The sequence below is a fragment of the Streptococcus sp. 5905 genome, from assembly GCF_013276505.1.
Lineage (GTDB): Bacteria > Bacillota > Bacilli > Lactobacillales > Streptococcaceae > Streptococcus.
Genome location: NZ_VMLC01000001.1, coordinates 138,407 through 153,123, shown reverse-complemented (window position 1 = coordinate 153,123; position 14,717 = coordinate 138,407). Strand labels below are relative to the sequence as shown.

Here is a 14,717-nt window from a genome sequence, read left to right as displayed (position 1 = left end):
GTTTTTACCTCATTAAATTTGTTTATCGAATGACATACATTCCTTAATATTCTATCATAAAAAACCGATTTTCACAAACCCAAAATAGAATATGAACTATAGAAATTTAGCTTGAAGTTCAGACAAAGATCTATTTATTTCAAAACTCTCTTGTATTAATTCATCTAATGGAATATGATTAATTTTAATTTGTTTATTTAACTCCATAGGCAGGCAATATTTGATAAAATTCTGATATTTTATTTCTTCCAATTCATTTAAGTCTAAGTCATTCATTTGATAATTGTCTTTTATTCTATTGTTCAAAATATCATAATAAATTTCAACTAGACACTCCTCTTTATCAAAGCTAGAAGATTTACATTCTTTAAAATAAACATTTTTGTCTATTATAAACAGATTCCTTAGTCTTGCTTCCCAGAGACACGATAACAATTTAAAATAATATTTAAGTCCGAAAATATAAATAATTTCAGGATATATTTCTTCCTCTGCAGTAAGTGAAGCATGCACAAAACTTAAACTTACAATCTTCTCTAACATCTCAAAATGAAAATATGCACCTGACTCATAGAACTTGTACCACTCATCTATTTTATAATTTCCTTCATAAGTGATATAAAATTTAAAAAATGATACTAGAATACTATCAGTTCCTATGCGTTCATTCATGCAATCAACGATATAATTTGATATCTTTCCACTAGAATATGGTGGAAGTTTATTCGCTCTATAATCACTCTCAATTATATTTGAAAGTTCTTCTAATGATTGCTGAAATACTCTCAAACTTGGTTTTTTTACTTTTGAATCTTCGTTTTTACTCTGTGCAACTCTCTCATCTATATCTACATAATAAATTTTATAAATTATCGCTAAAATCTTCCCAAAACTATCATCCTTCAGCTTACTTTTTCTCAAAATGTTATCAATAACTTCTTCTGTAGATACCATTTGATTATGATTTAGCTTAAATTTATTATCAATTAGATTTTTCTTTGTTGATTTTATTTCCTCACTATTTAAAATTACAATAATTTTAAACCTTTTATTCTCAGAAAGATAGTCAATATAACCTAATAAATCATTATAATCTGAAGGGTTATCTGATGTTTCTGCATATGAGACCCGTTCAAAATCATCAAAAATAATGATAGAATCTCGCTTCATCAAATCTGTTCCAACTGTTTTAAAAAACCATTTAAAAACTCCTCCAACAAGTGGAATAAAGTCCAAATTTCCGAGTATGGATTGTTTTTCTATTTCATTGATCAATATTTTCTCGGCTTGCTCTCTTGTTTTTATCCCAAAGCAGGAAATATAGTAGATTTCTTTCTTTTTGTAAATTTGATTTTCAAAAAACGTCTTTATAAAAAATGTTTTCCCACTCCCCCAAGAACCATCCAGCCAGAAAACATTATGAATAGAGTCTGAACTATTTAAAAACTCCACCAGATGAGCTTGATAAGGATAGCCCTTCAAGTCATATTCTGGAAATAGATCTGGGTCCAGTTTCTTATAACTAACTATTTTAAAAATTATGTCTAAAAACAAGAACAGTATTGTTGGTATAGTCAGTGCTAACAATATTATTACACGATTCTCATACAATATTGAAATAATATCTTTTAAAAAATTATAATTAGATACAAATTTATAGATAGGTAAAGCAAAGCGTTTAAATTGTTCAATCTCAAGTGCAAGATACAGTACCCATATACTGGCTATAAATATTTTGTACCATTCTACAATTCTAACATTACTACTCCATGATGGCCTTTTCAATAAATATTTCAATGGTTTGAAATTCAGAAAAAAATTAAGAATCCTCGTCATTATATTTTTCATATATACCCCTTTTAATCTATATTATCATGATTATACCACAAAATAAGAGTTATAAAGCGGATTCAAGGGACAAGAATCTAGTTATTATACTAATAATTTTTCACTGATTTTTTAACTTAGGAAGTCTATCATTTTCCAAAGACTTTATCTTCAATTTGCTATCTAAAATTTCTAAAATAAAAAAGTCCACCTTTCAGTAGACTTAGTTTGATTCGATTTTGATAGGCACTCTGCCGAAATTCTGCTCAGAGATACTTGGCTGTCCTAGTTGGTAAATCTGATCTGCCTTTTGAGTCATGGTATCCCAAGGTTCTTTGCCAATTCGGCTGACTAAATGGACCTGCTCTTTCAGAGACTTGAGATGTTGTCTGCCTTTTTCGGTAAAGCCAAGGACATGGATGCCTTCTGGCAAGTCGCTTTCTCTGGCCTGCACCAAGATATAGGTCAAGAGGCGTCTGACACGCGCCTTGGTGTAACGCTTGGTCGCAACCGCCTCGACCAATTCGTCAACAGACTGGACTGTCTTGATGGCATCCCTGATACGCACTGCCATTTCTTGATTGACCTGATAGATGGTGGTTAGGTCTGGATTGGACAAGATTTGATAGCGGAGCAAGGGAAAATAATCATCCCAGCTCACCTTACTAGCCTGCTCAAAGAGGGCAACCGAAGGCATAAAGCGTTCTAAGAAATCTTGGTCTGATAGGTGCTGACGGAGGGCTGTCGCCGAGGCAAAGTCCACATCCTTGTCCACAGAATGATAGCCAGCTCCCTGACGCTGAATCGACTGAAGCTTGATGTTTCGTCCTGCAACGGCTTTGGCGTAAGCAAGAGCTAGAACATGATTAGGCGTGTTGCCTGAAAAATCAAGACCAGCAAACTCCTTCCACATGGCTTGGGTTTTCTGAGGATAAGAGAGGGCATCAGGCAGATTTTCCACAAAATTCTCCATCTCGGTACCTTTCTCTGTGTATAAGTCAGCAATTTTCTGGTAATCCAGAAGTTCCTCTGTTCCAAAAGCTAGCCTATCAATGCCTAACCGAGCCAAGATATCCACAGCCCCTTGACCGAAGAAATCCGCCGCCTGAACACTGACTAAAAAGGGCAATTCCACTACCAGATCCGCTCCATTTTCAAGCGCCATCTGGGTCCGTGTCCACTTGTCCACGATAGCAGGCTCTCCACGCTGCATGAAATTCCCAGACATGGCAACGATTTTCAGTCCCTCTGCCTGATCCAGTAGGTATTTGTGCCCATTATGAAAAGGATTGAACTCCGCGATAATACCTGTGATGGTCATGATGTTCTCCTACTTCTGCGCGACAAAAAACCAACGGGTAGTGGTTTCTGTTGGCTCCTTGTCCTCAAAGTCCGCATAGAGTTTGAAGGACTTGAAACCAGCCTGCTCCAGCAAAATATCATAGGTCAAAACTTCATAAGTCCGCTCCTCATGCACCTCATCGTGGCGACTAAAGGAACCGTCCGCTTCCTTGACAAAGAAAGTCAACTCATGCACGATGGAGTGAGGAGCCGCATCCTCATAGGTATCCCAAAGCATGGCAAAATCTTCCGCATTTTCATGGTAGGAATAGCCTGGAAAAACCTCATCCGTCTGGTAGGTCGAATGCACATCAAAGATGAAAACTCCGTCTTCATTGAGGGCATTATACACTTCCTTAAAGACGTCTCCTACCTCCACCTCATCCTGCATGTAGCAGATAGAGTCCGAATAGCAAGTGACAAAATCATATTTACCTGCCTTAGATAAATCCAGCATATTGCCTTCAATAAAATCAATCTTTTGCTTGGCTGAAGTAGCTCTCTTTTCAGCAATCTTCAACATATCCGCGCTCAAATCAAGTCCAGTTACATCAAAACCAGCTTGAGAAAAGCGCACAGACTGGATACCTGTCCCACAAGCCAATTCCAAGAGTTTCTTTCTCTCCTTGGTCTTTGGCAAATGACGGAGGGAAAAATCCGTCCATTTATCGTATAAACTATCGTCCATCACAGCATCGTAAACAGCCGCAAAGGTTTCATAAGTCGCCATAAATCATGATACCAAGTCCGCCTGTAATTCGATAGAAAATTAGGAGCCTGACGATGGAGCCGAGCTCCAAGGAAGGCTGTCTATTTTCCGAGAATTACAGGACGGGTTCAAATCCTTTCTAAGATACAAAGAGCGTTAAAAGCACGGATAAAATAGGTAACTTTCTGCTGTATCGTCAGATACAAAGGAAGTTACTCTTTTTCTCGGAGCTTTTAGCTCGTGTTCAGTTTCGAGATGAACTAAACACAACGCCCTTACCTTTCTATCACTTTCCTTCTAAAATAAGCAAATAAAACCCAGTTGACTGCAACTGAGTTCATCTACTAGGCCAAGGCTTCAGAAATATCTACAGAATCCGCCTCATGCCATAGTTTTTCTAGGTTATAGTGGGCACGCATTTCTTCTGAGAAGATATGCACAACAACACCACCGAGGTCTAGTAAAACCCAGCCTCCAGCTGCATCGCCTTCAACATGGCTGCCTTTAAAGCCTGCTTGAGCTACTTTTTCACGAATGTTATCAGCAATAGCGTCCAACTGACGGCTATTCATCGAGCTAGTGATAACAAAGTAGTCCGTCACGCTGGTCAAATCTTGTACGTCAAGTGCAAGGATATCCTCCGCACGTTTCTCATCAGCCGCTTTCACGACTAGTTCTAGTAATTCTTTTTCGTTCATTTAGTCCTCTTTCAAATAGTGCACAAAGGCGTTATAGGTTTCAAGGGTTTGGGGATAGATAGGGAATCCCTGATGAGCTAGATGCTCCACGGTACGAGCTGTTTCATAGGCCACTGCCTTATTGAGTGACAAACTTGCAATTTCACGCGCCTGGTCCACGCCTGGAAAGGCACGATTGTGCTCGATATAGTCTGCGACGTAGACAACTTTATCTAGGTCTGTCATCTGACCAGCACCAACTGTATGAATTTCAATGGCTCGCAGGATTTCAGAGTCTTGCAAATCCAAATCTTCCTGAATCTTGTAGATGCCAACCATTCCATGCCAGACATTATTGCCCCAGTTTTTGAGGTCAGGATCTAGCTGATATCGGTCAATCAAGTCTAGAAATTCCTGATCTGACAGCTTTTTAGCATAATCATGAAGAAGGCCTGCTAGACCTGCTTTCTCGGCATCGACTCCAAATCGCTGGGCTAGTTCTATGGCTGCACGCTCCACACCCAAACAATGGGTTAAACGTTTTTCAGGTAGAAGCTCTGCCATTCTTTCCAACAAAACCTCACGGGAACAGTTGATATAGTCTTGGTATGCCATCAGTAAAGCCCCTCCTTCTCGATGTAGTCTAGCACTGGCTGAGGTAGGAGAAAGTTAGGTTTCCGACCTTGGGCAATGAAGTCACGCACCATGCTAGAGGAAATGTCCATGAGAGGCACATCCACCCAGATAACTGGATAGGAAGTTCCTGCCTTATAGCGTGGGCGCTGAACTCCAACAAACTGAACCATGTCGACCAGCTCATCAATTCGGTACCACTTAGGCAGATAGTCCACCATATCAGCCCCTATAATGAAGTAATAATCCGTATCTGGATTCTTCTCAGTTAGAAGCTTCATGGTGTCGTAGGTGTAGGAAATGCCCTTGCGCTCTAACTCAATGGTTTCAATGGCCAGGCCTTCAATCCCCTCAATCGCCAACTCAAGCATCTTGAGCCGATGGCGCTCGGGGATGGTTTCCTTTTTATCTACATGAGGTGGTTGGTATTCGGGCATGAGCAGAACTTGATCCAGTCCTAACTGTTGTCGTACTTGGTCCGCCACAACAAGATGGGCATTGTGAACAGGGTTAAAATTCCCACCTAGAATCCCGACTTGTTTGCGTTTTTTCTCCTTGATTTCTGGCTCCAACTCTACCTTGGTAAAGGGAGTCAATAATTCGATTGCCATAGGCTCGTCTTCCTTTAATTCTCTGTAAAAACAGTTCTTGGAGTAGGGTTTTAGATTTCTTTGACTTTTTTAGAAATCTTGCGATTTTCTTTCTTGCTAGATTGTTTAAATAAGATCAAGATGCGTCCGATTTTTTGAACCGTATCCACACCGATTTCTTCTTCCAAGATTTCAGCTACTTCGTGGATGTTTTCATCTGTGTTTTGTAAGAGCGTGACTTTAATCAATTCGCGGGCGTCAAGAGCCTGACGAACACTTGTTTTGATTTGGTCGTTAAGTCCATTTTTCCCGATTTGGATGATGGGTTTGAGGGTGTGTGCCTGGCTGTTGAGGAAGGCACGTTGTTTTGATGTTAATGACATAATTTCTTTAAAAGAGTTTCTTTTTATACTTTTCTAAAGTGGTGACGGACGTCAGCAAAGTCCTTCGGACTTTCATGACTAAAATTTGAGCCTGAGGTCTCAAATTTTCCGCAGTTGGTACAATCACTTGTACCAACTGACACCACGGTGAAAAGTATTCTCTACGGGCTCGCAACGCTCGCCTTAATAAAAACAACCCTTTCCTTTCTGTGTTTAAATAATGGCTTTTCGTGTGACGACTGCGACGCCTTCTGGTGCCCAGATGGCGACTTTGGCGTTGCCTGTTACGCGGATCCAGCCTAGGCCTGAGATGACCAGGTCTGTCTTGTCCTTAATGGTAAATACATGCTGGACTAGTTTTGGGAAATCTTCTTTTTCTTTGCTATTTGGTGGTGTCAGAAGGGTTCCAAGGTGCTTGTCATAAAAGGCACTAGCGCCTTCTAGCTTAGTACGGTGGAGTTTGAGTTCATTGTCAAAGAAGGCTGTGAAGCCTTGTTTTTCTCCTGAAATAAAGTCAAACCGTCCTAAACCACCTAAAAACAGGGTTTGCTCAGGGTTAAGTTGATAGGTTTTAGGCTTGATTTCCTTTTTAGGGCTGACATACTTGAGGTTTTTGGCTGTCAAGTAGTGAGCCATCTGGTGGCGATGAATGATCCCCGGTGTATCGTAGATATAAGATCCGTCGTCAAGCGGAATCTCAATCTTGTCCAAGGTTGTTCCTGGGAAACGTGAAGTCGTGATGACATTCTGGTCGCCCGTGATTTCCTGGATAATAGCGTTGATAAGGGTTGACTTTCCAACATTGGTCACACCGACCACATAGACATCACGCCCCTTACGGTAGTGCTCAATTTTGTCAATGACTTCCTTGATGGCATGCTTATTCTGAGCCGAAGTTAGGACGACATCCACTGGACGAAGCCCTTCTTCGTGGGCACGCTCCATGAGCCACTGGCTAATCTTGCTCGGTTTAACTGACTTGGGCAGAATATCTTTTTTATTTCCGACCAAGAGGACATCATTGCCCGATACAAAACGTGGCAAGCCTGGGATGACAGAGCCATTAAAGTCAAAGATATCAATGACATTGACCACCAAGGCATCACTGTCTCCCACCTCGTGCAAGAGCTTGAGGAAATCATCGTCCGTCAACTGGACATCTGTGATTTCATTGTAATGGCGGAGACGAAAACAGCGTTGGCAATAGACTTCACCAGTCTCCAACCCTTTTTCAAGTGCTGACTGAGGAGTAAATCCAAGACCAGTCTTGTCTGTCGTCTGAATGGTTGCTCCACAACCAATACAGAGAATTTCTTCCATAGTTAAATTCCTTTTTTATATGTAATCGGTCCGTATTTTTCAGTGATTTTTCGCATAACACGGCGCTCACGAGCTCGGTTGATTTGCGTTTTGATCGAGTCATGTTGGACTAAAGGTTTGACTAAGATTGAGCGAATGCCTGCACGATGGGCTGCGCGAATATCCGTCATGAGCTGGTCGCCGACCATGACCACTTCATTTTTCTCATAGTGAAATTCCTTCATGGCACGGTCAATCCCAAATGTGAAAGGCTTCAAGGCCCAATAAACGTAATCAATTCCAAATTTCTCAACTGCACGTTGAACTCGTTTTTTGGTGTTATTTGAGACCACGATGACACGAATACCTGCGTCACGAAGGTCATGTAGCCATTGCTTCATCTCTGGCGTCCCATCAGGGTTGTTCCAAGCAATGAGGGTATTATCCAAATCGACCAAAACAGCCTTGATCCCCTGCGCCTGCAGGCTTGGGACTGTCAGATCATAGACCGCTTCCACAGCAAAATCTGGCATGTAATTTTCAATTGCCATTCTGGCTCCTTTTCTTTTTAATTTCTAGCAATTTTCTTTAAACATTGGGCTAAGACTGCCCATAAAATGAGACTAGCTATCAAAATATAAATCCAAGCATTTGGTTCATCTGTAAACGGTAAAGGGACATTCATTCCGAAGAATCCTGTAATAACCGCAAGGATAGCCAGCAAGACTGAGATAATTGTCAAAGTTGTCAAATTGTCATTTAGATTATTATTTAGGATGTTGTTGTAAGAGGCTGAGAGTTGTTGCAAAACTTGAGAAATCAAGTCTGTCATCGAAACCAACTGATGCGCTTCAATCATAGCATCATCAAACTGCTCTCTTTCTACCTCATTAAGATTGCGATAAAGAGCATGCCCTTGTATGTGTTCCAAGAGGAGACGATTTTGTTTAGCAGCAGCTGTCAGGTAAACCATACCGGTTTCCAAGTCAGAAAGGGCAAAGAGATTTTTTTTAGTTGTTTTTTGACGAAGAAGTGCACTGATTTCATCCTTACTTTTATCCATCTCTTCAATAACTGGATAATAAGCATTGCTAATAATCTCTAAACTGGCAAAAAGAAATTTGTAGATTGAAATAATTTCATGGCTTTCAAGATAGGTCGCCATGCGTTTAATCACATAAGTATTCTTGTGATTGCTGATAGTGATCAACCGTTGTTTTTCAACGATAAAGGTCATCGGAATCGCTTCATAATATTCCTTGTCTTTTTCTAAATCAAGAACATTATAAATGAAGGTTACCGTCCCCGTTTCACGGTTATAATCCATGTGGGCTCGTTCATTTCTATCTAGAGCATACTCGATGGTTTCCTTGTCCAATCCATAGACGTCAGAAAGATCTTCCATGTTTTTAATCTTGTCCACATCAAGGTCTATCCAGGTACAATTGTGACCTAGTTTTTTCTCTACAAATAGCATACTCTCTCCTTTACCAAACTCTTTCTATTGTACCACAAATCTGCTAAAATAGCAGACCTACTCTGTACGAGAGAAGTTGCTAACAACAGTGATATTTCGGTTAGGAACAAAATGAAGGGCTTGGTCGTCACTGCGAAGTTGGGTCGTACGAATTCCTACACTGACAACCTTTCCAGATACGGTAATAGGACCATTTGTGAGGACCACTTCGTCGCCCACATCGAGCTGGCGTTCAAAGAGGATGAAAAAGCCGTTGATGACATCGGATAGAAAGCCTTGTGCCCCCATCCCAATGGCAACCCCAGCAATTCCTGCCCCAGCAAGGAGGCTGGAAACTGGCAATCCTAAAATGGACAAGATACAGTAAATCAAAAAGAAATAAAGGGTGTAGTTAAAAATATTCTCAAGTAAACGAGAAATGGTCTTTTGTCTGCCTGCATCCCGATTTGAAAATTTAAGCGAGGGCTTGACAATCTTTCGGACAGTCGCATGAAGCATCTTTTTAGCTATATAAAACAACAGAAAGAGAATCAAAAGAGAGATCACCTTGGTCAAGACATTCTCTAATACAGTTGTTACATCCAATTTATCAAGATAACGTTGAAAAAATTCTTGCATACAAAACTCCTTTTTAGTATTATACCACAAATCATCCCGTTCAAATCCCTCATAAATATTCCGATATTCCCCCAAACTCAAAAAAAGACTTGCCTCAACGGCATATTTATACTATAATCATAAACAATACACTTTGAAGGAGACTATTATGAAAAGAATCATTCGAGCCTGGAACAAGGCCAGCCTCATCAAACGTATCCTAATCGGCATGCTTCTCGGAGCCTCTCTAGGGCTACTTTTTCCTAGTCTGTCGGGGCTCGGCATTCTCGGTGACCTATTCGTTGGGGGTCTGAAAGCCATCGCTCCTGTCTTGGTCTTTACCCTCGTCGCAAATGCCCTCTCACAACATCAAAAAGGGCAAGATACCAATATGAAGACCGTTATTTTTCTCTATCTACTCGGTACCTTTGCAGCTGCCTTGATTGCTGTACTGGCTAGTTTTCTCTTCCCAGTCCAGATTACTCTCAGCAGTGCGAGCACAGAGATTGCCCCACCAGACGGCATCGGTCAAGTTCTCAGCAACCTCCTGCTAAATCTCGTAGACAATCCCCTCAACGCCGTCGTCAAAGCTAACTATATTGGAATTCTATCATGGGCTGTTGTCTTTGGACTTGCTATGAGAGAAGCTAGCAAAAACAGCAAGGAATTGCTCAAAACCATGGCTGGTGTAACTTCCAAGATTGTGGAGTGGATTATCAATTTGGCACCTTTCGGAATTATGGGCTTGGTCTTCAAGACCATCTCTGATAAAGGAATTACCAGCCTTGCTAACTACGGAATTTTGCTAGGACTCTTGATTGCAACTATGGCTTTTGTGGCCCTTGTCATCAATCCCCTCATTGCCTTTCTCCTTATGAGAAAAAATCCTTATCCCCTTGTTTTTAAATGTTTGCGTGTCAGTGGAATTACAGCTTTCTTTACTCGTAGTTCTGCCGCTAATATCCCTGTCAACATGAAACTCTGCCAAGATCTTGGACTCAATCCAGATACCTACTCTGTTTCTATTCCCCTTGGCTCCACTATTAACATGGCTGGCGCAGCCGTAACCATTAACATTCTGACTCTAGCTGCAGTCAATACGCTAGGAATCTCTGTCGACTTTGGTACAGCTTTTGTGCTCAGTGTAGTGGCTGCCATTTCTGCCTGCGGAGCCTCTGGAATCGCTGGTGGATCACTCCTCCTCATTCCCGTCGCTTGTAGTCTCTTTGGGATTTCAAATGACGTTGCTATGCAGGTAGTCGGAGTTGGTTTTGTCATCGGTGTCGTCCAAGATTCCTGCGAAACTGCCCTGAACTCTTCTACCGACGTCCTCTTTACAGCAGTAGCTGAGTACGCGTCGGCACGTAAAAAATAGATTTTTTAAGACAAGTCTTCCAAGCCTTGTCTTTTATACTCTTATTCTAGTATTATAGGAAATTCTCATGTCTATCACCCAACGTACGACAAAACTGATCTTAGCGACCTGCCTTGCTTGTTTTCTCGCTTATTTTTTAGATTTATCGTCAGCAGTTTCAGCTGGAATTATCGCTCTCTTAAGCCTCTCCGACACGCGCAGAAGCACGCTGAAATTAGCCTGTAACCGCCTCTTTTCCATGCTCCTAGCACTGGCTATAGGTGTTCTAGTCTTTCAAATGACAGGTTATCACATTTGGAGTCTCGGCCTCTATCTGGCTCTCTACGTGCCCCTAGCCTATAAAATGGGCTGGGAAATCGGCATCACACCTAGCAGTGTCTTGGTCAGTCATCTCTTGGTACAGAAGTCTACCTCTCCAGAGCTCTTGCTTAATGAAGTGCTCCTCTTTCTCATCGGGACAAGCTTTGCTCTATTGGTCAACCTTTATATGCCCTCTCGTGAGAAAGCCATCCAAAGCTACCACCTTCAGGTCGAAGAAAAGTTAAAAGACATCCTGCTTCGTTTTAAATACTATCTGTCAAGAGGAGACGGACGCAATCAAGCCCAACTCGTTGATGAATTAGATGAGCTCCTTGATGAAGCCCTTAAGCTTGTCTATCTGGATCACTCAGACCACCTCTTTCACCAGACAGACTATCACATCCACTACTTTGAGATGAGACAGCGGCAAAGTCGTATCCTGCGAAATATGGCCCAGCAGATCAATACCTGCCACCTGGCCGCAAGTGAGAGTTTGATCTTGGCACAGCTCTTTTCAAAGATTGCTGCCCAGCTAAGCCAGACCAATCCTGCTCATGACCTACTTGGTGACATCGAACGCTATCTGCAAGTCTTCCGCAACCGGAATCTCCCTAAAACACGCGAGGAGTTTGAGACCCGTGCCACCCTCCTGCAACTACTACGCGAAGCTGAAACCTTCATTCAAGTCAAAGTTGATTTTTACCAGAAATATGGAAACTAGAAAAACCTCAGAAGAACTCACATACCATGATTTCTCTGGGGTTTTTAATTTACCTTTGACTTCAATTACCTTTACTATATGAAAAAATCCACGAATCGATACTATTCGTAAAACTTTATTAGTGGAGCGCCTAGCCAAGTTCCATAGAAACTTGGCGTTAGTTACTTAGGTTGTTACACATTCAAATAAATTTACTGAACTACGACACTGAGTTTTACAAATCGATTTCATTTGTAAAACGTGGTTACGACGGAAAAATCCACGAATCGATAATATTCGTGGATTTTTCCTAGTGAAGCGTTTAGGTAGACCGCCATAGCGGTTACCGTCAAATGACAGCAACTTTATGTTGCTAGTCATTTGTAACGATTTACATCTTTTCCTCCAACTCTACATCTGGATATTTATCCGCAAACCAGCGGAGGGCAAAATCGTTTTCAAAGAGGAAGACTGGTTGGTCGAAACGGTCTTTGGCTAAGATATTTCGGCTTGATGACATCCGTTCATCCAAGTCCTCAGGCTTGATCCAACGAACGGTCTTTTTACCCATTGGGCTCATGACCACTTCCGCATTGTACTCGCCTTCCATGCGGTGCTTAAAGACTTCAAACTGGAGTTGACCAACAGCGCCTAGCATGTACTCGCCCGTTTGGTAATTCTTATAAAGCTGAATAGCTCCTTCCTGCACCAATTGTTCAATCCCCTTGTGGAAGGATTTTTGTTTCATGACGTTCTTGGCAGAAACTTTCATGAAAATCTCAGGAGTAAAGGTTGGCAGTGGTTCAAATTCAAACTTGTTTTTCCCAACAGTTAGCGTATCCCCAACTTGATAAGTACCTGTATCATAAACCCCAATAATATCACCTGCCACGGCATTGGTCACATTCTCACGACTTTCCGCCATAAACTGAGTGACATTAGATAGTTTGGCAGTCTTCCCAGTACGAGGCAGATTGACACTCATGCCACGCTCAAATTCACCCGAAACGATACGGACAAAAGCGATACGGTCACGGTGACGAGGGTCCATGTTGGCTTGGATTTTAAAGACAAAGCCTGAAAAATCCTTGTCATAAGGATCGACAATCTCTCCGTCTGTCTTCTTGTGTCCATGAGGTTCTGGAGCAAACTTGAGAAAGGTCTCAAGGAAAGTCTGCACTCCAAAATTAGTGAGGGCTGAACCGAAGAAGACCGGGGTTAGCTCACCAGCTAAAATAGCTTCTTCCGAAAACTCATTTCCTGCTTCGTTCAAAAGCTCAATATCATCCTTGACTTGCTCATAAAATGGGTTACTTCCAAAGAGTTTGTCCCCTTCTTCCAGACTGGCAAAACGTTCATCCCCTTTATAAAGTTCCAAGCGTTGGTTATAAAGGTCATACAAGCCTTCAAAAGCTTTCCCCATCCCGATTGGCCAGTTCATTGGATAACTCGCAATACCTAGTACTTCTTCTAGTTCTTGCAAGAGATCCAGTGGCTCACGACCGTCACGGTCCAGCTTGTTCATAAAGGTAAAGACTGGAATGCCACGGTGCTTCACAACTTCAAACAATTTCTTGGTTTGGGCCTCAATACCCTTGGCAGAGTCCACGACCATGACCGCAGCATCCACCGCCATCAAGGTCCGATAGGTGTCTTCTGAGAAGTCCTCGTGCCCTGGCGTGTCTAGGATGTTGACGCGTTTGCCGTCGTAGTCAAACTGCATAACAGATGAAGTGACCGAAATCCCACGTTGTTTCTCGATATCCATCCAGTCAGACTTAGCAAAAGTCCCTGTTTTCTTACCTTTTACGGTACCAGCCTCACGAATCTCTCCCCCAAAATAGAGCAATTGCTCTGTAATAGTCGTTTTACCCGCGTCCGGGTGAGAGATAATGGCAAAAGTACGGCGTTTCTTGATTTCTTCTTGAATAGTCATAAGTTCTCTTTCTTTGATTTTCTATTTTAGTTGTTTCAGTAGCTAAGAATGATTTTTACATTGGATTTTACCATTCCTTTCAACTCTCCATTATATCGGATTTTGGGGAGTTTTTCAATCATCCATCAGACCAAAAACGAGGCTAGACTTTGACATCCTTTCTCTTTTTCCACCGTTTTTTGAACAAGATATCAAAAAGAAGCAAAGCTAGAGAAAGAATAACCGACACAAGGAGGTACTTTATCCATAGAGGAGCATTCGAGATAAATGGTGTATCCCTTAAGAGGCCATAATTTCCACCAGTCACCTGATTAACCCCAACTAGAAAGAGATTGAGGATAAAGGTATAGGCTACAATCATATATTTCTTAAGTAAGGTCTTGTCATAGTGATTCATCAAGTAAATCAAGGAATTGACCAAAAGGGCATAGTGTCCAATCAAAAATGAAAAACTGGTGATATGGGGAAAGTCATAGGGGTCAAAAACGGGGTAAACCAAGGCAAAGACCGCTCCACTTGCTCCTAAGAGGGCAAAAAATTGCTTGCTCCGCCATTTATCTGGCAAGAAAACCACCGCAAACATAGCCAAACGGCAATGATAAAAAGGGAGACTGTTTGAAAATGGAATCCCAAAACCAACATACCAGCTATATAGGGCTAGTAACTGGAGGATCTGAATCCCCTTAAACAAGCGGACAAATTTCGGATTTTTGTGATAAGCAAGTGCTCCATAAATACAAAGCACTAGAGTAAGCATCATAATCCCATACCAAAAGAGGGAAATGGGAGGAGGAACCGTCTGAGATCTAGTGATAAATTGATGGAACATATTTTTATCCTAACCCTTATTTTCTCTATTCTCTAGTTTAACCA

At 41.5% G+C, this 14,717-nt stretch carries 15 protein-coding genes; 2 read left to right on the top strand and 13 right to left on the bottom strand.

The annotated features are described in order from the left end of the window. Positions 1-96 precede the first annotated feature (96 nt). From HT680_RS00720 to HT680_RS00670, 11 genes are all read right to left on the bottom strand, one after another. Entirely contained in the window at positions 97-1,848 is a 1,752-nt protein-coding gene (locus tag HT680_RS00720) for a P-loop NTPase fold protein (protein WP_173257499.1), read from the bottom strand. A 202-nt stretch (positions 1,849-2,050) separates the two neighbouring features. Further along, on the bottom strand, positions 2,051-3,148 hold the full coding sequence (locus HT680_RS00715; RefSeq protein WP_173257497.1) for a nucleotidyltransferase: 1,098 nt from the start codon (positions 3,146-3,148) through the stop codon (positions 2,051-2,053). A gap of 9 nt (positions 3,149-3,157) precedes the next feature. Beyond that, on the bottom strand, positions 3,158-3,898 hold the full coding sequence (locus tag HT680_RS00710; protein WP_173257495.1) for a class I SAM-dependent methyltransferase: 741 nt from the start codon (positions 3,896-3,898) through the stop codon (positions 3,158-3,160). Between the two features lie 323 nt (positions 3,899-4,221). Continuing rightward, on the bottom strand, positions 4,222-4,575 hold the full coding sequence (gene rsfS / locus HT680_RS00705; RefSeq protein WP_001003018.1) for a ribosome silencing factor: 354 nt from the start codon (positions 4,573-4,575) through the stop codon (positions 4,222-4,224). Next, positions 4,576-5,169, bottom strand: a complete 594-nt coding sequence (yqeK, locus tag HT680_RS00700) for a bis(5'-nucleosyl)-tetraphosphatase (symmetrical) YqeK (protein WP_173257493.1) — start codon at positions 5,167-5,169, stop codon at positions 4,576-4,578. Then, positions 5,169-5,798, bottom strand: a complete 630-nt coding sequence (locus HT680_RS00695; RefSeq protein WP_173257491.1) for a nicotinate-nucleotide adenylyltransferase — start codon at positions 5,796-5,798, stop codon at positions 5,169-5,171. The genes yqeK and HT680_RS00695 overlap by 1 nt, the downstream gene beginning before the upstream one ends. Positions 5,799-5,848: 50 nt before the next feature. Further along, positions 5,849-6,160 (bottom strand): ribosome assembly RNA-binding protein YhbY, encoded by a 312-nt coding sequence (gene yhbY, locus HT680_RS00690; protein WP_000060169.1) that lies wholly within the window; start codon positions 6,158-6,160, stop codon positions 5,849-5,851. Positions 6,161-6,373: 213 nt separating this feature from the next. After that, entirely contained in the window at positions 6,374-7,480 is a 1,107-nt protein-coding gene (yqeH, locus tag HT680_RS00685) for a ribosome biogenesis GTPase YqeH (protein ID WP_173257489.1), read from the bottom strand. A gap of 2 nt (positions 7,481-7,482) precedes the next feature. Further along, complete coding sequence (locus HT680_RS00680) at positions 7,483-8,010, bottom strand: YqeG family HAD IIIA-type phosphatase (protein ID WP_061417481.1); 528 nt, start codon at positions 8,008-8,010, stop codon at positions 7,483-7,485. Between the two features lie 17 nt (positions 8,011-8,027). After that, positions 8,028-8,936: a magnesium transporter CorA family protein gene (locus tag HT680_RS00675; RefSeq protein ID WP_000899719.1), complete on the bottom strand. Its 909-nt coding sequence runs from the start codon at positions 8,934-8,936 to the stop codon at positions 8,028-8,030. A gap of 57 nt (positions 8,937-8,993) precedes the next feature. Then, positions 8,994-9,554 (bottom strand): mechanosensitive ion channel domain-containing protein, encoded by a 561-nt coding sequence (locus tag HT680_RS00670; protein ID WP_084946949.1) that lies wholly within the window; start codon positions 9,552-9,554, stop codon positions 8,994-8,996. 148 nt (positions 9,555-9,702) lie between these two features. Between HT680_RS00670 and sstT the strand changes: the two genes are divergently transcribed. Both sstT and HT680_RS00660 read left to right on the top strand, forming a co-directional pair. Further along, positions 9,703-10,908: a serine/threonine transporter SstT gene (sstT, locus tag HT680_RS00665; RefSeq protein ID WP_173257487.1), complete on the top strand. Its 1,206-nt coding sequence runs from the start codon at positions 9,703-9,705 to the stop codon at positions 10,906-10,908. 67 nt (positions 10,909-10,975) lie between these two features. Then, on the top strand, positions 10,976-11,929 hold the full coding sequence (locus HT680_RS00660; protein WP_173257485.1) for an aromatic acid exporter family protein: 954 nt from the start codon (positions 10,976-10,978) through the stop codon (positions 11,927-11,929). Positions 11,930-12,299: 370 nt separating this feature from the next. Here the strand turns inward: HT680_RS00660 and HT680_RS00655 are convergent, their stop codons facing one another. Both HT680_RS00655 and HT680_RS00650 read right to left on the bottom strand, forming a co-directional pair. Beyond that, on the bottom strand, positions 12,300-13,844 hold the full coding sequence (locus HT680_RS00655) for a peptide chain release factor 3 (RefSeq protein ID WP_000155107.1): 1,545 nt from the start codon (positions 13,842-13,844) through the stop codon (positions 12,300-12,302). A gap of 142 nt (positions 13,845-13,986) precedes the next feature. After that, positions 13,987-14,673 (bottom strand): TIGR02206 family membrane protein, encoded by a 687-nt coding sequence (locus HT680_RS00650; RefSeq protein WP_173257483.1) that lies wholly within the window; start codon positions 14,671-14,673, stop codon positions 13,987-13,989. Positions 14,674-14,717: the final 44 nt, after the last annotated feature.